General features: G+C 66.0%; 24 protein-coding genes. 3 read left to right on the forward strand and 21 right to left on the reverse strand.

Annotated elements, in window-relative coordinates; translation table 11 throughout:
• Positions 1-41: 41 nt before the first annotated feature.
• The 3 genes from A7D27_RS15525 to A7D27_RS15535 all read right to left on the reverse strand — a co-directional run bounded on the left by A7D27_RS15525 (position 42) and on the right by A7D27_RS15535 (position 5,613).
• Positions 42-1,253: a two-component system response regulator gene (locus A7D27_RS15525; RefSeq protein ID WP_069562464.1), complete on the reverse strand. Its 1,212-nt coding sequence runs from the start codon at positions 1,251-1,253 to the stop codon at positions 42-44.
• Between the two features lie 12 nt (positions 1,254-1,265).
• On the reverse strand, positions 1,266-4,757 hold the full coding sequence (locus tag A7D27_RS15530) for a response regulator (RefSeq protein WP_069565388.1): 3,492 nt from the start codon (positions 4,755-4,757) through the stop codon (positions 1,266-1,268).
• 64 nt (positions 4,758-4,821) lie between these two features.
• Complete coding sequence (locus A7D27_RS15535) at positions 4,822-5,613, reverse strand: helix-turn-helix transcriptional regulator (protein WP_069565389.1); 792 nt, start codon at positions 5,611-5,613, stop codon at positions 4,822-4,824.
• An 83-nt stretch (positions 5,614-5,696) separates the two neighbouring features.
• On the opposite strand from A7D27_RS15535, the gene A7D27_RS15540 reads away from it, so the two are divergent.
• Positions 5,697-6,701: a bile acid:sodium symporter family protein gene (locus A7D27_RS15540; RefSeq protein WP_069565390.1), complete on the forward strand. Its 1,005-nt coding sequence runs from the start codon at positions 5,697-5,699 to the stop codon at positions 6,699-6,701.
• 16 nt (positions 6,702-6,717) lie between these two features.
• Here the strand turns inward: A7D27_RS15540 and A7D27_RS15545 are convergent, their stop codons facing one another.
• On the reverse strand, positions 6,718-8,073 hold the full coding sequence (locus tag A7D27_RS15545; protein ID WP_069565391.1) for a 3-oxoacyl-ACP reductase: 1,356 nt from the start codon (positions 8,071-8,073) through the stop codon (positions 6,718-6,720).
• A gap of 177 nt (positions 8,074-8,250) precedes the next feature.
• Here A7D27_RS15545 and A7D27_RS15550 point away from each other — a divergent pair, with 177 nt between their 5' ends.
• The gene (locus A7D27_RS15550; protein ID WP_069565392.1) at positions 8,251-9,528 is read left to right on the forward strand and encodes an acetyl-CoA C-acetyltransferase; all 1,278 of its coding nucleotides are present in this window, start codon (positions 8,251-8,253) and stop codon (positions 9,526-9,528) included.
• A gap of 170 nt (positions 9,529-9,698) precedes the next feature.
• Here the strand turns inward: A7D27_RS15550 and A7D27_RS28360 are convergent, their stop codons facing one another.
• The 3 genes from A7D27_RS28360 to A7D27_RS15565 all read right to left on the reverse strand — a co-directional run bounded on the left by A7D27_RS28360 (position 9,699) and on the right by A7D27_RS15565 (position 13,203).
• Positions 9,699-11,057 carry a tetratricopeptide repeat protein gene (locus A7D27_RS28360; protein ID WP_069565393.1) on the reverse strand — a complete coding sequence of 453 codons (1,359 nt, stop codon included), beginning with the start codon at positions 11,055-11,057 and terminating at the stop codon, positions 9,699-9,701.
• Between the two features lie 247 nt (positions 11,058-11,304).
• Entirely contained in the window at positions 11,305-11,799 is a 495-nt protein-coding gene (locus tag A7D27_RS15560; RefSeq protein WP_069562471.1) for a single-stranded DNA-binding protein, read from the reverse strand.
• Positions 11,800-11,808: 9 nt separating this feature from the next.
• Entirely contained in the window at positions 11,809-13,203 is a 1,395-nt protein-coding gene (locus A7D27_RS15565) for an MFS transporter (RefSeq protein WP_069565394.1), read from the reverse strand.
• A gap of 209 nt (positions 13,204-13,412) precedes the next feature.
• Here A7D27_RS15565 and uvrA point away from each other — a divergent pair, with 209 nt between their 5' ends.
• Complete coding sequence (gene uvrA / locus A7D27_RS15570) at positions 13,413-16,247, forward strand: excinuclease ABC subunit UvrA (RefSeq protein WP_069562473.1); 2,835 nt, start codon at positions 13,413-13,415, stop codon at positions 16,245-16,247.
• Between the two features lie 46 nt (positions 16,248-16,293).
• On the opposite strand, the gene katG is transcribed toward uvrA, so the two are convergent.
• The 14 genes from katG to rpsH form a co-directional block, all read right to left on the reverse strand.
• On the reverse strand, positions 16,294-18,516 hold the full coding sequence (gene katG, locus A7D27_RS15575) for a catalase/peroxidase HPI (RefSeq protein ID WP_069565395.1): 2,223 nt from the start codon (positions 18,514-18,516) through the stop codon (positions 16,294-16,296).
• 177 nt (positions 18,517-18,693) lie between these two features.
• The gene (gene rplQ / locus A7D27_RS15580) at positions 18,694-19,083 is read right to left on the reverse strand and encodes a 50S ribosomal protein L17 (RefSeq protein ID WP_016490551.1); all 390 of its coding nucleotides are present in this window, start codon (positions 19,081-19,083) and stop codon (positions 18,694-18,696) included.
• Positions 19,084-19,127: 44 nt separating this feature from the next.
• Positions 19,128-20,129, reverse strand: a complete 1,002-nt coding sequence (gene rpoA, locus A7D27_RS15585) for a DNA-directed RNA polymerase subunit alpha (RefSeq protein WP_044411060.1) — start codon at positions 20,127-20,129, stop codon at positions 19,128-19,130.
• A 22-nt stretch (positions 20,130-20,151) separates the two neighbouring features.
• Positions 20,152-20,772, reverse strand: coding sequence for a 30S ribosomal protein S4 (rpsD, locus tag A7D27_RS15590; protein ID WP_044411057.1), 621 nt, complete (start codon positions 20,770-20,772; stop codon positions 20,152-20,154).
• A 16-nt stretch (positions 20,773-20,788) separates the two neighbouring features.
• A complete protein-coding gene (gene rpsK / locus A7D27_RS15595; protein WP_003093689.1) occupies positions 20,789-21,178 on the reverse strand; it encodes a 30S ribosomal protein S11 in 390 nt (129 codons plus the stop codon).
• Positions 21,179-21,210: 32 nt separating this feature from the next.
• Positions 21,211-21,567, reverse strand: coding sequence for a 30S ribosomal protein S13 (gene rpsM, locus A7D27_RS15600; RefSeq protein ID WP_044411054.1), 357 nt, complete (start codon positions 21,565-21,567; stop codon positions 21,211-21,213).
• Positions 21,568-21,701: 134 nt separating this feature from the next.
• Positions 21,702-21,818: a 50S ribosomal protein L36 gene (gene rpmJ / locus A7D27_RS15605; protein WP_003093693.1), complete on the reverse strand. Its 117-nt coding sequence runs from the start codon at positions 21,816-21,818 to the stop codon at positions 21,702-21,704.
• Positions 21,819-21,848: 30 nt separating this feature from the next.
• Positions 21,849-23,177 carry a preprotein translocase subunit SecY gene (gene secY, locus A7D27_RS15610; protein WP_069562475.1) on the reverse strand — a complete coding sequence of 443 codons (1,329 nt, stop codon included), beginning with the start codon at positions 23,175-23,177 and terminating at the stop codon, positions 21,849-21,851.
• Positions 23,178-23,612, reverse strand: coding sequence for a 50S ribosomal protein L15 (gene rplO, locus A7D27_RS15615; protein WP_069562476.1), 435 nt, complete (start codon positions 23,610-23,612; stop codon positions 23,178-23,180).
• Positions 23,613-23,615: 3 nt separating this feature from the next.
• The gene (gene rpmD / locus A7D27_RS15620) at positions 23,616-23,792 is read right to left on the reverse strand and encodes a 50S ribosomal protein L30 (protein ID WP_036991154.1); all 177 of its coding nucleotides are present in this window, start codon (positions 23,790-23,792) and stop codon (positions 23,616-23,618) included.
• Between the two features lie 2 nt (positions 23,793-23,794).
• Positions 23,795-24,295 (reverse strand): 30S ribosomal protein S5, encoded by a 501-nt coding sequence (rpsE, locus tag A7D27_RS15625; protein WP_044411025.1) that lies wholly within the window; start codon positions 24,293-24,295, stop codon positions 23,795-23,797.
• A 3-nt stretch (positions 24,296-24,298) separates the two neighbouring features.
• Positions 24,299-24,649 carry a 50S ribosomal protein L18 gene (gene rplR, locus A7D27_RS15630; protein ID WP_044411023.1) on the reverse strand — a complete coding sequence of 117 codons (351 nt, stop codon included), beginning with the start codon at positions 24,647-24,649 and terminating at the stop codon, positions 24,299-24,301.
• Positions 24,650-24,659: 10 nt separating this feature from the next.
• Complete coding sequence (rplF, locus tag A7D27_RS15635; protein ID WP_044411021.1) at positions 24,660-25,193, reverse strand: 50S ribosomal protein L6; 534 nt, start codon at positions 25,191-25,193, stop codon at positions 24,660-24,662.
• Between the two features lie 12 nt (positions 25,194-25,205).
• Positions 25,206-25,598, reverse strand: coding sequence for a 30S ribosomal protein S8 (gene rpsH, locus A7D27_RS15640; RefSeq protein ID WP_069565396.1), 393 nt, complete (start codon positions 25,596-25,598; stop codon positions 25,206-25,208).
• Positions 25,599-25,614: the final 16 nt, after the last annotated feature.

Consider the following 25,614-nt stretch of genomic DNA (forward strand, 5'->3'; position numbering starts at 1 on the left):
CCCCTCCCCCTCTCCGTGACCGACACCGGCGGCCGGCGAACTCAGGCGTCCACCGGCGGCGTCTGCACATCGGGCAGGGTCAGCTCGATGGTCTCGGCCAGGGAGTTTTCCAGGCGCTGTAGCTCGCCTTCCAGGGCGGCCTGATCGTCGCCGTGGCGTTCGGCGATGCGGGCGAAGCCGTCGGCCACTTCGAGGAAGGCCATGACCACCAGCGGGTCGAAGTGGCTGCCGCTGGCAGCGCTGATCCGCCGTACCGCCTCGTCGCCGCCCACCCTGGGACGGTACGGGTGCGGTGCGGTGAGTTCGTCATAGTGGTCGGCCACCGCCATCAGCCGCGCCGCCAAGGGGATCTGCTCGCCCCGCAGACCGTCGGGGTAGCCGTCGCCGTCCCAGCGCTCGTGGTGGGACTGGATGATCTGCCGGGCGTAGCTCAGGAAACCCTCGCCCTCGCCGCCCGCCAGGCGCCGGTCGGCGCGCTCCAGGGCTTCGCGGCCCAGGCGGGTGTGGCTCTGCATCAGCCGCAGGTCGTCGCCCTCCAGCGCGCCGGGGTTGAGCAGGACGCGGTCCGGCAGGGCCACCTTTCCGATGTCGTGCAACTGCGCCGACTTGGCCATCAGCGCCACCTTGTCCGGGGTCAGTTCGTCGGCCAGGGCCGGTTGCTGCCGGGCCAGGGCGCCGCCGAGCAGGCGCATGTACAGCTCGATGCGCACCAGGTGGTTGCCGGCGGGGTTGTCGCGCAGGTCGGCCAGGTTCGCCAGGGCCTCGATGGTGGCTTCGTGCAGGTGGCTGATCTCGCGGGTGCGGCGACGCACCTCCAGTTCCAGGTATTCGCTCTTGTCCCGCAGGAAGTCGGCGTTGGCCTTGAGCTGCAGTTGGGCCTGGATGCGCGCGAGGACGATGGGCGGACTGATGGGCTTGGTGATGTAGTCCACCGCGCCAAGGTCGAAACCGTGCTGCTCGTCCGCCGCTTCACCCCGGGCGGTGAGGAACACCACCGGGATGTCGCGGGTGGCCGGGTCGGCCTTGAGCCGGGCGCAGACTTCGTAGCCGTCCATCTGCGGCATCATCACGTCCAGCAGGATCAGGTCCGGCGGCTGCCGGCCGCCGGCGATGCGCAGGGCCTTCTCGCCACTGCCGGCGACCTTGACCCGGTAGCGGTCCATCAGCAGCTCGCTCATGAGCGCCAGGTTGTCGGGCGTGTCGTCCACCACCAGCACCACTTCACGCTCGGGTCTGTCCAGCATCCCGGTCATCACGGCACCTCGTCATAACGTGATTTCGCGCTGGTCGGCCAGCGCGCGCAGCGCTTGGTGCGCTGTCTCGAAGTCATAGGCCCGCACGGCCGATTCCAGGGCCCCGTAGCCTTCATTAAAGGCGCTGCGCAGCATTCCGGCCTGCTCGTCGAGCAGCCGCGCTGCCCGTGGGTCGTCTTCCTCCAGCAGGCGGGCCAACCGGCGGCAGGTGCGCGCCAGCGCGGCGGCGTCCCAAGCGGGGGCCGGGGGCGGCTCGCCTGCCTCGCGCAGCAGGGCCTCGATGGCTCCGACCAGCGCCTGCAATGGCGGTTCCAGCTCGGCCAGCAGGTGCTCGATGCGGGCCGGCTCCGCCGCCTCAGCCAGGGCCTTTTCGAGGGTGGCCGCCTGGGCCTTGAGCCCATGGGCACCGAGGTTGCCGGCCAGGCCGCGCAGGTCGTGGGCCTGGCGTTCGGCCAGGTTGCGCTGGCCGCTGGCCAGGGCTTCGCGCAGGTGCCGGCCGCAGTCGCGCTGACCCTCGGCGAAGCGCGCCAGGAGTCGGCGGTAGGCGTCCTCGCGGCCCAGGGCACGGCGTATCCCGTCGGCGATGTCGACGCCCGGCAGGTGCCAGGCCGGCAGCGGTGGCGCCACGGGGGGCGCGGCTGCCGGGCGGGGGCCGAGCCAGCGCGACAGGGTGCCCCACAGTTCGCGGGGCTCGATGGGCTTGGCGATGTGGTCGTTCATGCCGGCCGCCAGGCAGCGCTCGCGGTCATCGACCAGGGCGTTGGCGGTCATGGCGATGATCGGCAGGCGGGCGAAGCGCCCTTCCTGGCGCAGCCGGCGGGTAGCTTCCAGGCCGTCGAGCACCGGCATCTGCATGTCCATCAGCACCAGCGCGTAGTGGCCGTCGGGCTGCCAGCACAGGCGGTCGAGGGCGTCGAGGCCGTTCTCCGCCAGGTCCACCTGGAGGTTGGCCATCTCCAGCAGCTCGCCGGCCACCTCGCGGTTCAGCGGGTGGTCTTCCACCAGCAGCACGCGCTGGCCGTCGAACTGCGGCATGAGGGGCGCGTCGCTGCGCGGCACGTCTACCCGGCGATGCAGTTGACAGGCGTGGATGGCGTGCAGCACACGCGGCAGGGTGAGGGGCTTCTCCAGGTGCTGGTCGATGCCGTCGCCACTGGGCTCACTCTCCCCTGTCGTACTGGCGAGCAGCACCCACGGTGTCTTGCTCAGGGGCAGGGCTACCAGGCGTCGGGCAGTTTCCAGGCCGTCGAGCCCGGGCATATGGCGGTCGAGTATCACCAGGCTGAACGGGTTGCCCTGGGTGTCGGCCTCCTGCAGGCGGGCCAGGGCGGTTTCGCCGTCGCCACAGTGCTCGGCCCGCAGCGCCAGGCTGGCCAGCAGGTCGCTGGCGGCACGTCGGGCGCTGGGGTTGTCATCCACCACCAGGGCACGCAGGCCAAGCAGGTCGGGGCGCAGCAGGTCCGGCTGGGGCTGTTCGGGGGCGATGGGCAGCAGCAGGCGGCACCAGAACAGGCTGCCTTCGCCGGGCTGGCTGTCGACCCCCACGTCGCCCCCCATGGCCTCGGCCAGGCGCCGGCAGATGGCCAGGCCGAGGCCGGAGCCGCCGTAGCGGCGGGTGGTGGAGGTGTCGGCCTGCTGGAAGGATTCGAACAGCCGCGCCTGCTGGGCAGCGTCCAGGCCGATGCCGGTGTCGCGCACCGAGAGCTGCAGCAACCAGCCGCCGTCGCGCGCCTCTCCGCGCACAGCCACCTCCACTTCGCCGCGCTCGGTGAACTTGACCGCGTTGTTGGCGAAGTTGATCAGGATCTGGCCGATGCGCAGCGGGTCGCCCACCAGGTGGCGGGGCACTTGCGGGTCGATGCGGAAGATGAGTTCCAGCCCCTTGTCGGCAGCCCGCTCACCCACCAGGGCAGCGAGGTTCTCCAGCACCAGGATGAGGTCGAAGTCGATCTGCTCCACCTCCAGCTTGCCGGCCTCGATGCGGGAGAAGTCGAGGATGTCGTTGATCAGCCCCATCAGGTGCTGGCTGGCCTGGCGGATCTTCTCCAGGTAGTCGCGCTGGCGAGGTTCGGGACCGGCGCGCAGGGCCAGGTGGGTCATGCCGACGATGGCGTTCATCGGCGTGCGGATCTCGTGGCTCATGTTGGCGAGAAAGTCCGACTTCACCCGCGCGGCCTCTTCCGCCAGTTCCTTGGCGCGCTCCAGCGCCTCTTCGCTCTGCTTGCGCGCGGTGACGTCGCGGCTGACGCCCACCAGCCCCAGCAGGTGTCCGTCTTCATCGTCGAAGGTGGCGCGCACGGTGGCGTAGAGCAGCTTGCGGCCGTCGCGCTGGAGCACCCAGTCTTCGCTTTCCATGGGACGGCTCATGGCCAGCGCGGCCTGGTCCTGGATCAGCCGCAGGCGGGCGCGCTCGGTGGGCAGCAGCTCGGCATCGGTGCGCCCCACCAGGCCGTCGAGGTCCTGGCCGATCAGTTCGGCGAAGGCCTGGTTGGCACCGAGGTAGCGGCCGCCGGTGTCCTTGAACCAGATCGGGTCGGGGATGGCGTCCACCAGCGCCTGCAGGGTGCTGCGCTGGCGCTGGGCCTCGGCTTCGGCGCGCTGGCGTTCCACAACCTGCACCGCCAGGCGGCGGTTCCACACCAGTACGAAGACCACCAGCACCAGCACGGCGATCCCGTAGGGCCAACCCAGGGCCAGCAGCTCGCGCCAGTCGAGGCTGTAGAGAGGGGGCAGCCAGCGCGCCAGGATGGCCTCGCGCTCGCCGTGGGTGACGCTGGCCAGGGCGTGGTCGAGCAGTTCGGCGAGCATCGCCTGCTCACCGTGCACGGCGAAGTGCAGGGCGCTGCCGGCCAGGCCGGGGTCGCCACTGACCTCCAGGTTGCTGAGGTTGAGCCGGTGAATCAGGTAGCCGGCCGCCATCATGTTGCCGATGTAGGCATCGGCCCGCCCGGACGAGAGCGCCCGCAAGGCGGCCTCGGTGTCGCTCGTTTCCACCAGTTGCAGGTCGCGGCCGCGCTGGCGCAGGCGGTCTTGCATGGCGTAGTCGCGCTCCACGGCCACGCGGCGTCCGGCCAGTTCGTCGAGGCTGCGGTAGGGCGTTTCGCGGCGGGAATAGATGAGGCTGGTGGTGGTCAGGTAGGGGGCGCTGAAGGCCATCCAGTGCTCCCGCTCCGGGGTCTTGCCAGCCGAGGGCAACACGTCCACCTCGCCCCGGCGCAGGGCCTCGCGGGCCTGGGGCCAGTCGTCGAAGTAGACCGGTTCCACGCCGAGCCCGAGGCGCTCGCCGAGCAGGCGCAGGAAGTCGGCGCTGATGCCCTGGTAGCTGCCGTCCTCGCCCATCAGGTCGAACGGTGGCCAGCCCTTGCGCTCCAGGCCCACGCGGATGCGCCCGTGCTCCTGCAGCCAGCGGGCTTCGGCGGTGGAGAATTCCAACGGTTCGGCGGCCTGGCAGATGCTGCTCGCCAGCAGCAGGAGCAGCACCAGCCGGCCGAGCAGTTGCAGCATGTTCGGTCCCTGATATGGCGGTCTTGATCGCTTCAGCTTAGCCAGCCGACGGGGACCGGGCGGCTCAGCGGAACAGTTCGCCGGGGGTGACGCCGAACAGCCCGCGAAAGGCGGCGATGAACGCCGAGGGGGATTCGTAGCCGCTGGCCAGGGCCACCTCGGTGACGCTGGCGCCGCCCTCCAGCGGCTGCAGCGCGGCGAGCAGGCGCAGGCGCTGGCGCCACTGGCGGAAGCTCAGGCCGGTCTCCCGCAGGAAGGCGCGGCTGAGGGTCTTCTCCGAGGTGTTGAGCCGGGCTGCCCACTCGCCCAGGCCGTGGGCCAGGTCGGGCTGCGCGGCCAGTTCGTCGCAGAGCACCCGCAGGCGGCCGGCGGCCGGCATGGGCAGGGAGAAGCCGGCCTCGGGCAGGGCCCGCAACTGGTCCAGCAACACCGCTACCAGGCGCGCCTCGGCGCTGTCGCCCTCGGGGTACTCCACCGGCAGCAGGCAGAAGGCTTTGATCAGCTCGCGGGCCAGCGGGGTCACCTCCAGCACGCGGCATTGCTCCGGCGCCCAGGCACAGGCATCGCGGCGCACGTAGAGGCTGCGCATCTCGGCGTGCATGGAGCTGACCACCTCATGCTCCAGCCCGGCCGGCACCCACACGGCCCAGTGCGGCGGGGCGAAGAAGCTGCCGTCGGCGGTGTGCACGCCGAGCACGCCGCTGATGGCGTAGGAGAACTGCACCCAGTCGTGGCGGTGGCGCGGCGTCCAGGAGCCGGCGCGCAGGCTCTCGGCGCGGGCGTAGAGCGGGCGCGGCAGGGCATCGAGGGCGGGGATCAGCCGGGCGGGGCCACGCTGCTGTCCGTTTGTCGACATGGATTGATCCTTTGTCGTTAGACGGTCGGATTCTGCGCCCGCTACCCTGCCGCCTCAATCCCCCCGCTGCCCCGGAGGCGCCGATGTCCGCTCTCAACCCCCTCAAGCGCCTGGTCACCGACTGGTTCCTCGGCGGCATGCTGCTGGCCGTGGCGCTGGCCTTGCTGTTCCCCAACCTGGGCCGTCACGGCGGCGTGCTGCACGCGGAGAACCTGATCAATGCCGGGGTGTTCCTGGTGTTCTTCCTGCACGGCATCAACCTCTCCACCGAGCAGATCCGCAAGGGGCTGGGCAACTGGCGCCTGCACCTGATGGTGCAGTTGTTCACCTTCGCCGCCTTCCCGCTGCTGTGGCTGGCGGCGGACCGCCTGCTGGGCACCCACCTGCCGACGGCGCTGATGCTGGGCTTCTTCTACCTGTGCGCGCTGCCTTCGACCATTTCCTCGTCGGTGGCGCTGACCGGCAGCGCCGGCGGCAACGTGCCGGCGGCGATTCTCAACGCCAGCCTGTCGAGCCTGCTGGGGGTGTTCATCACGCCCTGGCTGGTGAGCCTGGTGGCCGATGCCAACGGCGGCATGGACCTGGGCAGGACGCTGCTGGACCTGAGCCTGCTGCTGCTCCTGCCGCTGGTGCTGGGCCAGGGGCTGCGCCCGCTGTGGGGGCGCTTCTTCGCCCGCTACAAGCGCTACACCTCGGTGTTCGACAAGCTGGTGATCCTGCTGCTGGTGTTCGCCTCGTTCAGCGATTCGGTGGCCGCCGGCATCTGGCAGCAGCAGGGGCCGGAGACCCTGGCCATCGCCTTCGTCGGCAGTGCGCTGGTGCTGGCGCTGATGCTCTGGTCCACCACCCGCACGGCGCGGGCGATGGATTTCAGCCATGAGGACGAGATTGCAGCGGTGTTCTGCGCCACCAAGAAATCCCTCGCCGCCGGTGCGCCGATGGCGGGGATCATCTTCGGCGCCAACCCCGCGCTGGGGCTGATCCTGCTGCCGATCATGCTGTACCACCAGATGCAGCTGATCGTCTGTTCGGTGATGGCCGAGCGCTACGCCCAGCGGGGCGCGGCGCTGGCGGCACAGGCGGCCTGAAGCGGCCGCCGGCGGGTCAGGCCCCCAGCAGGCTCTGCCCGCAGACCCGCATCACCTGGCCGGTGAGGCCACCGGAGCTGGGCTGGGCGAACCAGGCCACGGCTTCGGCGACGTCCTGGGGCAGGCCGCCCTGGCTCATGGAGTTCATGCGCCGGCCGGCTTCGCGGATGGTCAGCGGGATGGCGGCGGTCATCTGGGTTTCGATGAAGCCGGGTGCCACGGCGTTGATGGTGATGCCGCGCTTGGCCAGCGCCGGGGCCCAGGCCTGGGCCAGGCCGATGACCCCGGCCTTGCTCACCGCGTAGTTGCTCTGCCCGAGGTTGCCGGCGATGCCGCTGATGGAGGCGATCAGCACCACGCGGCCGTTGTCGTGCAGCTTGCCGGCGTCCAGCAGGGCCTGGGTCAGCACCTGGGGGGCCTTGAGGTTGACGTTGATCACCGAGTCCCAGAAGGCTTCGCTCATCTTCGCCAGGGTCTTGTCACGGGTGATGCCGGCGTTGTGCACGACGATGTCCAGCCCGTCGGGCAGCGCCTCCACCAGGCGCGCGGGGGCGTCCTCGGCGCAGATGTCCAGGGCCACCGCGCGGCCGCCGAGGCGAGCGGCCAGGGCTTCGAGGGCGTCCTTGGCCTGGGGCACGTCCAGCAGCACCACCTCCGCGCCGTCCCGGGCGAGGGTCTCGGCGATGGCCGCGCCGATGCCCCGCGAGGCCCCGGTGACCAGCGCACGCTGGCCGCCGAGGGGGCGGCTCCAGTCCTTGACCTGGGCACTGCTGGCGGCAAGCCGCAGCACCTGGGCCGAGACATAGGCGCTCTTGGGCGAGAGGAAGAAGCGCAGCGCGCCTTCGAGCTGGTCCTCGGCGCCCTTGCCGACGTACACCAGCTGCACGCTGCCGCCCCGACGGATCTCCTTGCCCAGGGAGCGGGTGAAACCCTCCAGGGAGCGCTGCACGCTGGCGGCGATCGGGTCCTTGAGGCTTTCCGGCGGGCGCCCCAGCACCACCACGCGCGGGCATTTGCCCAGGCCCTTGAAGGTGGGCTGGAAGAAGTTGCGCAGCTCGATCAGTTGCTCGAAGCGGGTCAGCCCGCTGGCGTCGAACACCAGGGCCTTGAGCTTTGGCCCGTGCTCGGCGGTCCAGCGTGGCAGGCCGAAGCGGCCTTCTTCGGCGGCGTAGGACTGGTCGGTGAGCTTGTTCAGCACGGCGCTGGCGGCGTCGGCCAGGGCCCCCTCGCCGCCCAGCAGCAGGGCACCGTCCACCGGCCGCACGCGCCCTGCGGTCCAGCGCTCCAGGCGCAGCGGCGCGGGCAGGCCGAGGGCGCCGACCAGGCGTCGGCCGGTGGTGGAGTTGGCGAAGGCGAGATAACGGTCGGACATGGGGGCAGGCTCCTGCACGCATAAGAAGTGGGGGCCACTCTACGCAGACAGCGCCGGCCCGCAATTGACCGCGTTGCCCGCCGCGCCGGCAAGGCGGCCAATGCGAGGGATGGCCTGGCGGCTAGTCTTGTGCCACCTGCTGCACCCCGCATCCATTTCCCAGGCAAGGAGTCACCCATGACCCAGCTGCGCCGGGTCGCCATCGTCGGCGGCAACCGCATTCCGTTCGCCCGTTCCAACACGGTGTACGCCACCGCCAGCAACCAGCAGATGCTGACCAGCGCGCTGGAAGGCCTGGTGGAGCGCTACAACCTGCACGGCGAGCGCATCGGCGAATTCGTCGCCGGGGCGGTGCTCAAGCACTCCCGGGACTTCAACCTGGCGCGCGAATGCGTGCTCGGCTCGCGCCTGGCGCCGGAAACCAGCGCCTACGACCTCCAGCAGGCCTGCGGCACCGGCCTGGAGGCAGCCATCCTGGTGGCCAACAAGATCGCCCTGGGGCAGATCGAGAGCGGCATCGCCGGTGGCGTGGACACCACCTCCGACGCCCCCATCGGCGTACACGAGGAGCTGCGCAAGATCCTGCTGGAGGCCAACCGCGGCAAGACCACCGCCGACAAGATCAAGACCCTGCTCAAGGTCCGCCCGCGCCACCTGGCGCCGCACATCCCGCGTAACGGCGAGCCGCGCACGGGGCTGTCCATGGGCGAGTCCTGCGAGCTGATGGCGCAGACCTGGGCCATCCCCCGCGACGAGCAGGACAAGCTTGCCGTGGCCAGCCACCAGAAACTGGCGGCGGCCTATGCCGAGGGCTGGCACAACGACCTGATGACCCCGTTCCTCGGCCTGACCCGCGACCAGAACCTGCGGGCGGACATCAACCTGGAGAAGCTCGGCACCCTGAAGACGGTGTTCGAACGCGGCCCGCGCGGCACCCTTACTGCGGCCAACTCCACCCCGCTGACCGACGGCGCCTCGGTGGTGCTGCTGGCCAGCGAGGAGTGGGCCAAGGCGCGCGGGCTGCCGATCCTCGCCTACTTCAAGGACGGCGAAGCGGCGGCGGTGGATTTCGTCGGTGGCAAGGAAGGGCTGCTGATGGCGCCGGTCTACGCCGTGCCGCGCCTGCTGGCGCGCAACGGGCTGACCCTGCAGGACTTCGACTACTACGAGATCCACGAGGCCTTCGCCGCTCAGGTGCTGTGCACCCTCAAGGCGTGGGAAGACGCTGAGTACTGCAAGACCCGCCTTGGCCTGGAACAGCCGCTGGGCGTCATCGACCGCAGCAAGATGAACGTCAAGGGCAGCTCCCTGGCCGCCGGCCATCCCTTCGCGGCGACCGGTGGTCGCATCGTCGCCAACCTGGCCAAGCTGCTGGACGCGGCAGGCCAGGGGCGCGGGCTGATTTCCATCTGTGCGGCGGGCGGTCAGGGTGTGACTGCAATCCTGGAGAAGTAATCCAACACCCGTGGCCGCAAGTCATCGCGGCCACGCGATGTAAGCAACTCCGTGATTTAGGGCGGCCCTGCGAGCAGGGCCGCCCTTTTTTTCGTCCGCGCCTGGGCGGCGCGAGCATCGCTCGGCCCGCGCCCGGTAGAGGGTAAACCCAGGCAGCTCTTGGCTGCGGGTCAGAACGTGTAGCTCAGGCCAAGGGCCGTGCTTTCGTTGTTCTTGTCGCGGCCGGGCAGGTTGGAATCCTTGTCCTTGTGCTCGTAGCTGACGGTCATCACCAGGTCCTTGGTGAGCTTGTGTCCGAGGGTGACGACGTGCTTGGTCTCGTCCTCTTCCTTGCCGGTGGGGTCGTGCTTGAAGTCGGTGTGGCGGCGGCTGTAGGCGACGCTGGCGAAACTGTCCCAGGGCAGTTTGCGGGCGTAGCTGATCTTCCAGCTTTCCTGCTCCTTGTCCTTGTTGCGCGTGTCGTTGTCTTCCACCTTGGGCGAGTAGCTGAGGTCGAAGCTGTCCTTGCCGGTGGGCTTGAAACGGGTGCCGAGCTTGAAGGTGTCGACTTCGATGTCCAGCGGGCTGTCGTTCTCCAGGCCCCGGTTCTCGTAGTTGTAGCGGCTGTACAGCTCCAGCACGCGGTTCAGTTTGTGGCTGGCGCCGAGGGTCCAGATGGTGCTGGAGAGGTCGTACTGGTGGTCCTTGTAGAGCTGCAGGTAGGTGACGGCGGCGTTGACCTTCAGGCGCCAGGCCGGGATGACGAAGGTGGGACCGGTGGAGACCGCCCAGGTCTGCCGGTTGAGTTCGTCGCGGTCGTCCTGGCGGGCCTGGGCGATGTTGGCGCCGAGGGTCCAGCGGCTGCCACGGTCGTCGAAGCCGTAGCCGTAGCGCAGGCTGCCAGCAGCCTGCCAGCGGTTGTCGTGGACGGTGGACTTGGGCTTGGCGACCGGGGTGGGCGCGGTGTCGTCGTCTTCGTCTTCGCCGTCGTCGGCCAGGTCGTCCTCGTCCAGGTCGATGTCGTCGAGCAGGTCGTCGAGGCTGTCGTCGTCCTCGAAGGCCATGTCGTCCATGTCCTCGTCGCCCTCGTCGTCTTCGTCGTCTTCGTCGTCTTCGTCATCGAACGAGGGGTCCTGGGTCATGCCGGCGCTGGCGTTGGCGGTGTCGGTGTCATGCACTCGGGCCACGGCGATGCGGCCACCGAAGGTGTGGGTCTTGAGCTTCTTGGCAATGCGCTTGGCCAGCTTGGCGCCTTCCTTGGCCTCCGCGGAGTCGGGGGCGTCCTGCTTGAGCTGCGCCAGTTCGGCCTTGGCGGCGGGGTAGTCGAGGGCATCGGCATAGACCTTGGCCAGGGCCAGGCGCGCACGGGGGTGGCTGGCACTCAGGCTCGGGTCGGCGAGGATGGCGCGGTACTGCTCGGCGGCACTGCCGAGCAGGCCCCAGCGGGCACTGCTTTCCGCGTCACGGGCGAGGGTCTGGTAGGGGCTGGCGATGCTGCACAGGGGCAGGCCAGCCAGAAGCAGAACGGCGGTCAGCCCGTTGAGTTTCATGGTGGGTTCCGGGAGGGCGGTCGATGGAGTGCTGGGCAAGCCTATAGAGGCGGTTTGCCAGCGTCCAGAGCCCGGGCTGAATGTGATTCTGCATTCACAAAGTCCCGTCCCACGCGGGCTGCAGGCCACTCCAAAGGACGGCGGGCGGCTGTGGATAACCACCTCGGTGGGCGCCGCTTTTCATCCTCCTGAAACGAAAAAGGCGCAGCCTGGTGGCTGCGCCTTTGTCTGTGCCGGACGGCTCGACTCAGAACGGGATGTCGTCGTCGAAGCTGTCGTAGTCCGGGGCCGGCTGGGCGGCCGGTTGCGGAGCCGGGCGGGACTCGCGTGGGGCAGACTGTTGCGGCTCGCGCTGCGGACGCGGGGCGCGCGGGGCGGAGTCGCCATCGTTGCCGGGACGGCCGCCGAGCAGTTGCATCTGGCCGTTGATGTCCACGACGATTTCGGTGGTGTAGCGGTCCTGGCCGTCCTGCCCCTGCCACTTGCGGGTGCGCAGGCTGCCTTCGACGTAGACCTGGGACCCCTTGCGCAGGTACTCGCCGGCGATCTCGGCGAGGCGGCCGAAGAACACCACGCGGTGCCACTCGGTGCGCTCCTGCTGCTGGCCGGTCTGCTTGTCCTTCCAGCTCTCGCTGGTGGCCAGGGTGATGTTGGTCACGGCGTTGCCGTTGGGCATGTAGCGGACTTCAGGGTCGCCGCCGACGTTGCCGACCAGAATGACTTTGTTAACCCCACGGGCCATAACGTTCTCCTAGGCTTCAGCACGTTCGGGCGCCGACTTGATCAGGCGCTCCAGGGACGTGCGGTCCAGTTTTTCGGTATCCACTTTGATATAGATGGCGGCCTCTTCGGCCACCACCACGGCATCCGCCACTCCGGGCAAAGCCAGCAAACGCGGGACCAGCGTCGCATCGCCGAGGGCCGCTGTATCGAGCGGCTGGCGCAGGCTGGTCACGTACGGAGGTTCGCGCATAGTAACAGCAATGGCGACCCAAATCGCACAGAGCGCCGCACATCCGATGAACACAACGGACAGGCCGCCATGCTGGAACAACCAGCCGCCGAGGATGCCGCCGAGGGCGGCGCCGAGGAACTGGCTGGTGGAGTAGACGCCCATGGCGGTGCCCTTGCCGCCGGCCGGGGCGACCTTGCTGATCAGCGAGGGCAGCGAGGCTTCCAGCAGGTTGAAGGCGGTGAAGAAGACGATGGTGCCGATGACCAGGGCGCTCAGGGTGTCGCCGAAGGCCCAGAAGTACAGTTCGCAGGCGGCCAGTACGCTGACGGCGCCGACCAGCACGCGCTTCATCTGGCGCTTCTTCTCGGCGTAGATGATGAACGGGACCATGCCGAAGAACCCCACCAGCAGGGCGGTGAGGTAGACCCACCAGTGCTGCTCCCTGGGCAGGCCGGCCTTTTCCACCAGCGCCAGCGGCAGGGCGACGAAGCTGGCCATGAGCACGGCATGCAGGGCGAGGATGCCGAAGTCCAGGCGCAGCAGGTCGGGGTGCCTGAGGGTCGGCAGCAGCGCCTGGCGGGCCACGCCGGACTCGCGATGCTGCAGCGGCGAGGCGGCCCGGGGGACGAACAGGGCGATGATCAGGATGCCGACCAGGGCCATGGCGGCGGTGATCCAGAACAGCCCGGCCAGGCCGAAGGCGCGGGTGACCAGTGGGCCGACCACCATGGCGACGGCGAAGGAGACGCCGATGCTCATGCCGATCATGGCCATGGCTTTGGTCCGGTGCTGCTCGCGGGTGAGGTCGGAGAGCAGCGCCATGACCGCGGCGGAGATGGCCCCGGCACCCTGCAGGATGCGCCCGGCGATGACGCCCCAGATGGAGTCGGCATTGGCCGCCAGCACGGCACCGGCGGCGAAGATCAGCAGGCCGATGTAGATCACCGGCAGGCGACCGATGCGGTCGGAGACGATGCCGAAGGGGATCTGCAGCACCGCCTGGGTCAGGCCGTAGGCGCCGATGGCCAGGCCGATCAGCGCCGGGGTGGCGCCGGCCAGGTCCTGGCCGTAGGTGGCCAGGACCGGCAATACCATGAACATGCCGAGCATGCGGAAGGCGAACACCAGCGCCAGGCCACCGGCGGCGCGGGTCTCGCGACCGCTCATGCGTTCGGAATGGGGATCGTGCATAGATGCCTCGTGACAGGAAGTGCGGGAATGCGTCATGCCCCGCGTCGGGCGCTGGCACCCGGTCCCCGGGTGCGCGGCTGCTGCCTGCGCCGGAAAAATGCGGCGCATTCTAACAGTCCCGGCCCATCAGGACACTGCCGTGCCGCTTTGCCGCGCCCCTGGGGGCGCCCGTATACTCGGGCGTTTTCCGCTCGCCATGCGAGGCCGCTGTGGACCAGATACTCATCCGTGGGGCACGTACCCACAACCTGAAGAACGTCGACCTCACCCTCCCCCGCGACAAGCTGATCGTGATCACCGGGCTGTCCGGTTCGGGCAAGTCGTCTCTGGCGTTCGACACGCTCTACGCCGAGGGCCAGCGGCGCTACGTGGAATCGCTGTCGGCCTATGCCCGCCAGTTCCTGTCGATGATGGAAAAGCCCGACGTGGACACCATCGAGGGGCTGTCGCCGGCCATCTCCATCGAACAGAAGTCCACCAGCCACAACCCCCGCTCCACGGTGGGCACCATCACCGAGATCTACGACTACCTGCGCCTGCTCTACGCCCGCGCCGGTACGCCGCGCTGCCCGGACCACGATGTGCCGCTGGAGGCGCAGACCGTCAGCCAGATGGTCGATCAGGTGCTGGCCATGCCCGAGGGCCGCAAGCTGATGCTGCTGGCGCCGGTGATCCGCGAGCGCAAGGGCGAGCACCTGGCGGTGTTCGACGAGCTGCGCGCCCAGGGCTTCGTCCGCGCACGGGTCAACGGCCGCCTCTACGAGTTGGACGAGTTGCCCAAGCTGGACAAGCAGAAGAAGCACTCCATCGATGTGGTGGTGGACCGCTTCAAGGTGCGCGGCGACCTGCAGCAGCGCCTGGCGGAATCCTTCGAGACGGCGATCAACCTCGCCGACGGCATTGCGCTGGTGGCGCCGATGGACGACGAGCCGGGCGAGGAGATCATCTTCTCCGCGCGCTTCGCCTGCCCCCATTGCGGCCACTCCATCAGCGAGCTGGAACCCAAGCTGTTCTCCTTCAACAACCCGGCCGGTGCCTGCCCCACCTGTGACGGCCTGGGGGTGAAGCAGTTCTTCGATGCCAAGCGCCTGGTCAACGGCGAGCTGACCCTGGCCGAGGGCGCGATACGCGGCTGGGACCGGCGCAACGTCTACTACTTCCAGATGCTCGGCTCCCTGGCCGCGCACTATGGCTTCAGCCTGGAGGAACCGTTCGACGCGCTGGCGCCGGAGCACCAGCGGGTGATCCTGCAGGGCAGCGGCCGCGAGGACGTGGACTTCCGCTACCTCAACGACCGCGGCGACATCGTCAAGCGCTCCCACCCCTTCGAGGGCATCGTCCCGAACCTGGAGCGGCGCTACCGCGAGACCGAATCCAACACCGTGCGCGAGGAGCTGGCGAAGTTCCTCAGCACCCAGCCCTGCCCGGATTGCCGCGGCACCCGCCTGCGCCGCGAGGCGCGCCATGTGTGGGTCGGCGAGAAGACGCTGCCGGCAGTGACCTCGCTGCCGGTGGGCGAGGCCTCGGACTACTTCGGGGTGCTGGAACTGCCGGGCCGCAAAGGCGAGATCGCGGCGAAGATCCTCAAGGAGATCCGCGAGCGTCTGCAGTTTCTGGTGAACGTCGGCCTGGACTACCTGACCCTGGACCGCAGCGCCGACACCCTCTCCGGTGGCGAAGCGCAGCGCATCCGCCTGGCCAGCCAGATCGGTGCCGGCCTGGTGGGGGTGATGTACATCCTCGATGAGCCGTCCATCGGCCTGCACCAGCGTGACAACGAGCGCCTGCTGGCCACCCTCACCCACCTGCGCAACCTCGGCAACACGGTGATAGTGGTCGAGCACGACGAGGACGCCATCCGCCTGGCCGACTATGTGGTCGATATCGGCCCCGGTGCCGGCGTGCATGGCGGCCGGATCGTCGCCGAGGGTACGCCGGACGAGGTGATGGCCCACCCGGATTCGCTCACCGGCAAGTACCTGTCGGGCCGGGTGAAGATCGAGGTGCCGGCCACCCGCACGCCCCGCGACAAGAAGAAGTCGCTGAAGCTCAAGGGCGCGCGCGGCAACAACCTGCGCAACGTCGACCTGGAAATCCCGGTCGGCCTGCTGACCTGCATCACCGGCGTGTCCGGTTCGGGCAAGTCGACGCTGATCAACAACACCCTGTTCCCCATCACCGCGACGGCGCTGAACGGCGCCACTACCCTGGAGGCGGCCCCCCACGACAGCTTCGACGGGCTGCAGCACCTGGACAAGGTGGTGGACATCGACCAGAGCCCCATCGGCCGCACGCCGCGCTCCAACCCGGCGACCTACACCGGGCTGTTCACGCCGATCCGCGAGCTGTTCGCGGGCGTGCCGGAGTCGCGTTCGCGGGGCTACGGGCCGGGCCGTTTCTCCTTCAACGTGAAGGGCGGCCGCTGCGAGGCCTGCCAGGGCGACGGCGTGATCAAGGTGGAGATGCACTTCCTGCCGGACATCTACGTGCCGTGCGACGTGTGCAAGGGCAAGCGCTATAACCGCGAGACCCTGGAGGTGAAGTACAAGGGCCGCAGCATCACCGAGGTGCTGGACATGACCATCGAGGAGGCGCGCGTGTTCTTCGATGCCGTGCCGGCCATCGCCCGCAAGCTGCAGACGCTGATGGACGTGGGCCTCTCGTACATCCGCCTGGGGCAGTCGGCGACCACCCTCTCCGGCGGCGAGGCGCAGCGGGTGAAGCTATCCCGCGAGCTGTCCAAGCGCGACACCGGCAAGACGCTGTACATCCTCGACGAACCCACCACGGGCCTGCACTTCGCCGACATCCAGCAACTGCTGGACGTGCTGCACCGGCTGCGGGACCACGGCAACACGGTGGTGGTGATCGAGCACAACCTGGACGTGATCAAGACCGCCGACTGGCTGGTGGACCTGGGCCCGGAGGGCGGCTCCAAGGGCGGCCAGATCATCGCCACCGGTACGCCGGAAGAGGTGGCGGCGATGCCGCAGTCCCACACCGGGCACTTCCTCAAGCCGTTGCTGGAGCGTGACCGCGCCTGATACGAAAAAGCCCCGCAGATGCGGGGCTTTTTCGTGGAGCGGTGGATCAGGCCAGATCGAAGCGGTCGAGGTTCATCACCTTGGTCCAGGCGGCAACGAAGTCCTGGGTGAACTTCGCCTGGGCGTCGGCACTGGCGTAGACCTCGGCGATGGCGCGCAACTGCGAGTTGGAACCGAACACCAGGTCGACACGGGTGGCCGTCCACTTCAGGGCGCCGCTGCTGCGGTCACGACCTTCGAACAGCTCGGCGGCTTCGCTGGTGGGCTTCCACGCCGTCCCCATGTCCAGCAGGTTGGCGAAGAAGTCGTTGCTGAGCGTGCCGGGGCGCTGGGTCAGTACGCCGTGGGCGGTCTGCCCGACGTTGGCACCCAGTACCCGCAGGCCACCGACCAGTACGGTCATTTCCGGGGCGGTGAGGGTCAGCAGTTGGGCGCGGTCCACCAGCATCTCCTCAGCGGTCACGGTGAAGCGCGCCTTCTGGTAGTTGCGGAAACCGTCGGCCAGGGGTTCCAGCACGGCGAAGGATTCGACGTCGGTCTGCTCCTGGGAGGCGTCCATGCGGCCCGGGGTGAAGGGCACTTCCAGGGCCTGCCCGGCGGCCTTGGCAGCCTGCTCGATGCCCACGCCACCGGCGAGGACGATCAGGTCGGCCAGGGAGATCTTCTTGCCGCCGGCTTGCGAGCGGTTGAAGTCGGCCTGGATGCCTTCCAGCACGCTGAGCACGCGAGCCAGTTGCGCGGGCTGGTTGGCTTCCCAGTCCTTCTGCGGTGCCAGGCGGATGCGGGCACCGTTGGCGCCGCCGCGCATGTCGGAACCGCGGTAGGTGGAAGCCGAGGCCCAGGCGGTGGACACCAGTTCGCTGACCGAGAGGCCGGAGGCCTGGATACGTGCCTTGAGCTGGGCGATGTCCTGCGCGTCCACCAGCGGGTGGTCGACGGCCGGAATCGGGTCTTGCCAGATCAGCTCTTCAGCCGGGACTTCCGGGCCGAGGTAACGGGCACGCGGGCCCATGTCACGGTGGGTGAGCTTGAACCAGGCACGGGCGAATGCGTCGGCGAAGGCCTGCGGATCCGCCAGGAAGCGACGGGAGATCTTCTCGTAGGCCGGGTCAAGGCGCAGCGACAGGTCGGTGGTCAGCATGGTCGGGCGGTGCATCTTCGACGGGTCGTGCGCATCCGGGATGACCGCATCGGCACCCTTGGCCACCCACTGGTGGGCACCGGCGGGGCTCTTGGTCAGTTCCCAGTCGTACTTGAACAGGTTCTCCAAGAAGTAGTGGCTCCACTGGGCCGGGGCCTGGGTCCAGGTGACTTCGAGGCCACTGGTGATGGTGTCCGAGCCCTTGCCGCTGCCAAAACTGCTGTGCCAACCGAGGCCCTGGGCTTCGATGCTGGCGGTTTCCGGATCAGCGCCCACATGGGCGGCATCGCCGGCACCGTGGGTTTTGCCGAAGGTATGGCCGCCGGCGATCAGGGCGACGGTTTCCTCGTCGTCCATGGCCATGCGGGCGAAGGTTTCGCGGATGTCGCGGGCTGCGGCAATCGGGTCGGGGTTGCCGTCCGGGCCTTCCGGGTTCACGTAGATCAGGCCCATCTGCACAGCAGCGAGCGGGTTCTCCAGGTCACGGTCACCGCTGTAGCGGCTGTTGGGCTTCTCGCTGGTGGCCAGCCACTCGCGCTCGGAACCCCAGTAGATGTCCTCTTCCGGCTCCCAGATATCCCGGCGGCCGCCGGCGAAACCGAAGGTCTTGAAGCCCATGGACTCCAGGGCGACGTTGCCGGTCAGAATCATCAGGTCGGCCCAGGAGATCTTCTGGCCGTATTTCTGCTTGATCGGCCACAGCAGACGGCGGGCCTTGTCGAGGTTGACGTTGTCCGGCCAGCTGTTGAGTGGGGCGAAACGCTGGTTGCCGGTGCCCGCACCGCCGCGGCCGTCGGCCGTACGGTAAGTGCCGGCGCTGTGCCAGGCCATGCGGATGAACAGCGGACCGTAGTGGCCGAAGTCGGCGGGCCACCAGTCCTGGGAATCGGTCATGAGGGCGTGGAGGTCACGCTTGAGGGCCTGCAGGTCGAGGCTCTTGAAGGCTTCGGCGTAGTCGAAGCCGCTGTCCAGCGGATCGGACAGGCTGGAATGCTGATGCAGGATCTTCAGGTTCAGCTGGTTAGGCCACCAGTCGCGGTTGGACGTACCACCACCGGCGGAATGCTGCGAACCGCCGCCGGAAAAGGGGCACTTGGCCTGGGCGGGGGTCGTGGGCTTCTGGCTCATCTGTGATCGCTCCTTATCAGGTCGTCACCGGCCCGTGCCGGCGATGGGGGAAAGATTAGAATGCCATCAGCAAGAGAACCAATTTATTAACCGTAACAAAACAATAGAAAAAAACTCTTACAGAATCGTGGACATAAAAAAACCGGGCACTAGGCCCGGTTTCTTCGCAGCGACCGATTACTCGGCAGCAGCTTCGACTTCACCAGCGACCGGACGGTCGACCAGTTCGACATACGCCATGGGGGCGTTGTCGCCAGCGCGGAAGCCGCACTTCAGGATGCGCAGGTAGCCACCCTGGCGGTTGGCGTAGCGCTTGCCCAGATCGTTGAACAGTTTGCCAACGATGGCTTTCGAACGGGTACGGTCGAAGGCCAGACGACGGTTGGCAACGCTGTCTTCCTTGGCCAGGGTGATCAGCGGCTCGGCAACGCGGCGCAGTTCCTTGGCTTTGGGCAGGGTGGTTTTGATCAGTTCGTGCTCGAACAGCGATACCGCCATGTTCTGGAACATGGCCTTGCGGTGAGCGCTGGTGCGGCTGAGGTGACGGCCACTTTTACGATGACGCATGGTTCAATTCCTTACCAAACTAAGACGTTCGGTGATTACGACGATCAGGCAGTCGCCTTGTCGTCCTTCTTAAGACTTGCCGGCGGCCAGTTGTCGAGGCGCATGCCGAGGGACAGACCACGGGAGGCCAGGACGTCCTTGATCTCGGTCAGGGACTTCTTGCCCAGGTTCGGAGTCTTGAGCAGCTCTACTTCGGTACGCTGAATCAGGTCGCCGATGTAGTAGATGTTCTCCGCCTTCAGGCAGTTGGCCGAACGCACGGTCAGCTCAAGGTCGTCGACGGGGCGCAGGAGGATCGGATCGATCTCGTCTTCCTGTTCCACGACCACAGGCTCGCTGTCACCTTTGAGGTCCACGAACGCTGCCAACTGCTGCTGCAGGATGGTAGCGGCGCGACGGATAGCCTCTTCGGGGTCCAGAGTGCCGTTGGTTTCCAGGTCGATGACCAGCTTGTCCAGGTTGGTGCGCTGCTCGACACGGGCGTTTTCCACGACGTATGCAACGCGACGGACCGGGCTGAAGGAAGCGTCGAGCTGGAGACGGCCGATGCTGCGGCTCTCGTCTTCATCACTCTGGCGCGCGTCAGCGGGCTCGTACCCACGGCCGCGAGCCACTTTCAGCTTCATGTTCAGCGAGCCGTTGTCCGCCAGGTTGGCGATGACGTGGTCACCGTTGACGATCTCGACATCATGATCCAGCTGAATATCGGCAGCAGTGACAACGCCCGGGCCTTTCTTGACCAGGTTCAGCGTTACTTCGTCACGGCCGTGCAGTTTGACAGCCAGGCCTTTCAGGTTGAGCAGGATTTCAATGACGTCTTCCTGAACACCTTCGATGGCGCTGTACTCATGGAGTACGCCATCGATTTCGGCCTCGACTACTGCACAGCCAGGCATGGAGGACAACAAGATGCGACGAAGCGCGTTGCCCAGGGTATGGCCGAAGCCACGCTCGAGAGGCTCGAGCGTGATCTTGGCGCGGGTCGTGCTGACCGCTTGCACATCAATGTGGCGAGGGGTCAGAAACTCATTTACCGAACTCTGCATGGATGCACCTATTTTCTAGCCCTTACTTGGAGTAGAGCTCGACAATCAGGTTTTCGTTGATGTCGGCGGACAGATCAGTACGAGCCGGAACGCTTTTGAACACGCCCGACTTCTTGTCGGCGTCGACTTCAACCCACTCAACGCGACCGCGCTGAGCGCACAGCTCAAGGGCTTGAGCAATGCGAAGCTGGTTCTTGGACTTCTCGCGAACAGCGACTACGTCACCAGCCTTGACCTGATAGGAGGGGATGTTGACGGTCTGGCCGTTCACGCTGATGGCCTTGTGGGAAACCAGCTGACGGGATTCGGAACGGGTAGCACCGAAGCCCATGCGGTAGACGACGTTATCCAGACGGCACTCGAGGAGTTGCAGCAGATTCTCGCCGGTAGCGCCCTTGCGACGGGCAGCTTCCTTGTAGTAACCGCTGAACTGACGCTCCAGAACACCGTAGATACGACGGACCTTCTGCTTCTCGCGAAGCTGGGTGCCGTAGTCGGACAGACGGCCACGACGGGCACCGTGCTGGCCAGGAGCGGATTCGATGTTGCACTTGGACTCGAGGGCACGAGCGCCGCTCTTCAGGAAGAGGTCAGTGCCTTCACGACGGGACAGTTTGCATTTGGGACCAATGTAACGAGCCATTTCTCACTGTCTCCTATTACACGCGACGCTTCTTCGGCGGACGGCACCCGTTGTGCGGGATCGGCGTCACGTCGGTGATGCTGGCAATCTTGTAGCCGCAGGCGTTCAGAGCACGCACGGCGGACTCACGACCCGGGCCGGGACCCTTGACGTTGACGTCGAGGTTCTTCAGGCCGTATTCCAGAGCGGCTTGGCCGGCACGCTCCGCAGCCACCTGGGCAGCGAACGGGGTGCTCTTGCGGGAGCCACGGAAACCGGAACCACCGGAGGTCGCCCAGGACAAAGCGTTGCCCTGACGATCGGTGATGGTCACGATGGTGTTGTTGAAGGAAGCGTGGATATGGGCAATCCCATCAACCACTGTCTTCTTGACTTTCTTACGGGGACGAGCAGCAGGCTTAGCCATGACTTAATTCCTGTCGATTCGCGGACGCAAAATTACTTGCGGATCGGCTTACGCGGGCCCTTGCGGGTGCGCGCGTTGGTCTTGGTGCGTTGGCCATGAACAGGCAGACCACGACGATGGCGCAGACCGCGGTAGCAGCCCAGATCCATCAGACGCTTGATGTTCATGTTGATCTCGCGGCGCAGGTCACCCTCAGTGGTGAGCTTGGCCACTTCGCCACGCAGCTGCTCGAGCTGCTCGTCGGTCAGATCCTTGATTTTCACCGACGGGTTGACGCCGGTAGCCGCACAGATGTTCTGCGCGGTGGTGCGACCAACACCGTAGATGTAGGTCAGCGAGATAACAGTGTGCTTGTTATCTGGAATGTTGACGCCTGCAATACGGGCCATTCAATGAAAACTCCAGTTGACAGCTATCGGTGCCCCGGAAGCCAAGAAATAGGGCGCGCGATATTAGCGCTGTAATAACGAATAATCAACCCGGCAGCACACTAGCTGCCGGGCTCACGACGCGTGAATCACACTCAGCCTTGGCGCTGTTTGTGACGCGGCTCCGCGCTGCAGATCACGCGAACGATACCGTCGCGACGGATGATCTTGCAGTTACGGCACAGCTTCTTCACCGATGCACGAACTTTCATCAGTAACTCCTAGAACCTTACGGCACTGCGTCAGCGGAGCATTCCGCCGCCGTAGCCCTTCAGGTTGGCTTTCTTCATGAGGGATTCATACTGGTGCGAAACGAGGTGCGACTGTACTTGGGACATAAAATCCATCACAACCACAACCACGATCAGCAACGAGGTCCCGCCAAGGTAGAACGGAACGTTTGCCGCAACCACAAGGAACTGGGGAAGCAGGCAGACAGCCGTCATGTACAGGGCACCGAACATGGTCAAACGAGTCAGAACGCCATCGATGTAGCGCGCAGACTGCTCACCAGGACGAATACCCGGGATAAAGGCACCGGACTTCTTCAGGTTCTCCGCCACGTCTTTCGGGTTGAACATCAGCGCTGTGTAGAAGAAGCAGAAGAAAACGATCCCTGCACTAAACAGCAAGATATTCAACGGCTGACCAGGAGCGATCGCCTGCGAGAGGTCCTGCAGCCAGCCCATGTTCTGAGACTGGCTGAACCACGTCCCCAGCGACGCTGGGAACAGCAGGATACTGCTGGCAAAAATGGCCGGGATCACGCCCGCCATGTTCACCTTCAGCGGCAGGTGGCTATTCTGCGCAGCAAAAACCTTGCGGCCCTGCTGGCGCTTGGCATAGTGCACCGCGATGCGGCGCTGACCACGCTCGATGAAGACCACGAAGCCGATGATCGCAACCGCCAGGAGGCCAATGGCGATCAGGGCGAAGATGTTGATATCGCCCTGCCGGGCAGACTCGAAAGACTGCCCGATCGCCCTCGGCAGACCGGCAACGATGCCTGCAAAGATAAGCATCGAGATACCGTTGCCGACACCGCGCTCAGTGATCTGCTCGCCCAGCCACATCATGAACAGCGCACCGGCCACGAAGGTGGTGACTGCCACGAAGTGGAAGCCGAAATCAGTCGAGAAAGCGACGCCCTGACTGGCCAGACCTACAGACATGCCGATGGCCTGAACCAGCGCTAGAGCTACGGTGCCATAGCGGGTGTACTGGCTGATCTTGCGACGGCCAGCTTCACCTTCCTTCTTCAACTGCTCCAGCTGCGGGCTGATAGCGGTCATGAGCTGCATGATGATCGAGGCCGAGATGTACGGCATGATCCCCAGTGCAAAAATACTCATGCGCTCCAGCGCACCGCCAGAAAACATGTTGAACAGGCTAAGAATGGTCCCCTCGTTCTGCCGGAACAGTTCGGCCAGCCGGTCCGGGTTGATACCGGGCACTGGGATGTGCGCGCCGATCCGATAGACGATGATCGCCAGGAACAGGAAACGCAGTCGAGCCCAGAGCTCGGACAATCCGCCATTGCTGAGCGCGGAGAGAGCACCTTGCTTAGCCATTTAGTCCTCGAACTTACCGCCAGCTGCTTCGATGGCCGCACGCGCACCCTTGGTGGCGGCGATACCTTTCAGGGTGACCGCGCGAGCAACTTCACCGGACAGCATGACTTTCACACGCTGCACGTTCTGGTTGATCACGTTGGCATCCTTCAGCGCTTGCAGAGTGACGACATCGCCTTCCACCTTGGCCAGCTCGGAGGTGCGCACTTCAGCGCGATCCATGGCCTTCAGGGAAACGAAGCCGAACTTCGGCAGGCGACGGTGCAGGGGCTGTTGACCGCCCTCGAAGCCGGGGGCGATGGTGCCACCGGAGCGAGAGGTCTGACCTTTATGACCACGGCCACCGGTCTTGCCCAGACCGCTACCGATGCCACGGCCCGGACGGTGCTTCTCGCGACGGGCACCCGGCGCGGAACGCAGATCGTTCAGTTTCATGGATTAACCCTCGACACGCAGAAGGTAATAAGCCTTGTTGATCATGCCGCGGTTTTCAGGAGTGTCCTGAACTTCTACGGTGTGACCGATACGACGCAGGCCAAGGCCTTTGACGCAGGCTTTGTGGTTGGCCAGGCGGCCATTCACGCTCTTGACCAGCGTAACTTTTACAGTAGCCATGATCAGAGAATCTCCTCGACGCTCTTGCCACGCTTGGCTGCAACAGCTTCAGGGGACTGCATGTTCTTCAGGCCCTTGAAGGTGGCATAAACCACGTTCACCGGATTGGTAGAGCCGTAGCACTTAGCCAGGACGTTCTGGACACCCGCCACTTCCAGGACAGCGCGCATGGCACCGCCGGCGATGATCCCGGTACCTTCGGAAGCCGGCTGCATGAACACCTTGGAGGCGCCGTGAGCGGACTTGATAGGGTACTGCAGGGTGGTGCCATCCAGCTCTACCTGGATCATGTTGCGACGGGCAGCTTCCATGGCCTTCTGGATTGCAGCAGGCACTTCGCGGGACTTGCCACGACCGAAACCAACGCGACCTTTACCATCACCCACCACGGTCAGCGCGGTGAAGGTGAAGATACGGCCACCTTTTACGGTCTTGGCAACGCGGTTAACCTGAACCAGCTTCTCGATGTAGCCTTCGTCGCGCTTTTGCTCATTGTTCGCCATAACTTAGAACTCCAGCCCGCCTTCACGAGCAGCATCGGCCAGCGCCTTGACGCGACCGTGGTACTTGAAGCCAGAACGATCGAACGCTACCTGGGTAACGCCAGCGGCTTTCGCGCGCTCGGCAACCAGCTGGCCGACTTTCTTGGCCGCGTCAACGTTGCCGGTGGCACCGCTACGCAGTTCTTTGTCCAGAGTCGAGGCGCTGGCCAGGACCTTGGCGCCGTCGGCCGAAATGACCTGGGCGTAGATGTGCTGGGAAGAGCGATATACGCAGAGGCGTACGGCTTCCAGCTCGCGCATTTTCAGGCGTGCCTTGCGAGCGCGACGCAGACGAGTTTCTTTCTTTACGCTCATTTGCTATGCCCTACTTCTTCTTAGCTTCTTTACGACGCACGACTTCATCGGCGTAACGTACACCCTTGCCTTTGTAAGGCTCCGGCGGACGGAAGTCGCGGATCTCGGCGGCCACCTGACCAACCAGCTGCTTGTCGATACCCTTGATCAGGATGTCGGTTTGGCTGGGGGTTTCAGCGGTTACGCCTTGCGGAAGCTCGTAGTCAACCGGATGGGAGAAGCCGAGAGCCAGGGACAGCACTTGGCCTTTGGCCTGAGCCTTGTAGCCGACGCCGACCAGCTGGAGCTTGCGCTCGAAGCCTTGGCTGACGCCTACGACCATGTTGTTCACCAGCGCACGGGTGGTACCGGCCATGGCTTTGTTCTGCTGGTCGCCATTGCGAGCGGCGAAGCGGAGCTCGCCGTTTTCCTGCAGGATTTCCACGGACGGATGGACTTTCAGCTCAAGAGTGCCCTTGGCGCCCTTAACGGAAAGTTGCTGACCAGCCAGCTTGATTTCAACACCAGCAGGCAGCTTGACGGGGTTCTTAGCAACGCGAGACATGCTTCAACCCCCTTAGAACACAGTGCAAAGCACTTCGCCACCAACGCCAGCGGCGCGAGCAGCACGATCAGTCATCACACCCTTGTTGGTGGACACGATCGAAACGCCCAGACCGCCACGAACCTTCGGCAGCTGATCGACGGACTTGTACTGGCGCAGGCCAGGACGACTTACGCGCTTCAGTTCTTCAATGACCGGACGGCCTTCGAAGTACTTCAGCTCGATGGACAGCAGAGGCTTAACATCGCTGCTGACCTGGTATCCCGTGATGTAACCCTCGTTCTTCAGAACGTTGGCTACCGCCACCTTCAGCTTGGAGGACGGCATGCTTACGACAGACTTTTCAGCCATCTGGGCATTACGGATACGAGTTAGCATGTCCGCTAACGGGTCCTGCATACTCATGGGCTAGTTGCTCCTA

The organism is Pseudomonas sp. 1D4, assembly GCF_001728925.1.
GTDB lineage: Bacteria > Pseudomonadota > Gammaproteobacteria > Pseudomonadales > Pseudomonadaceae > Metapseudomonas > Metapseudomonas otitidis.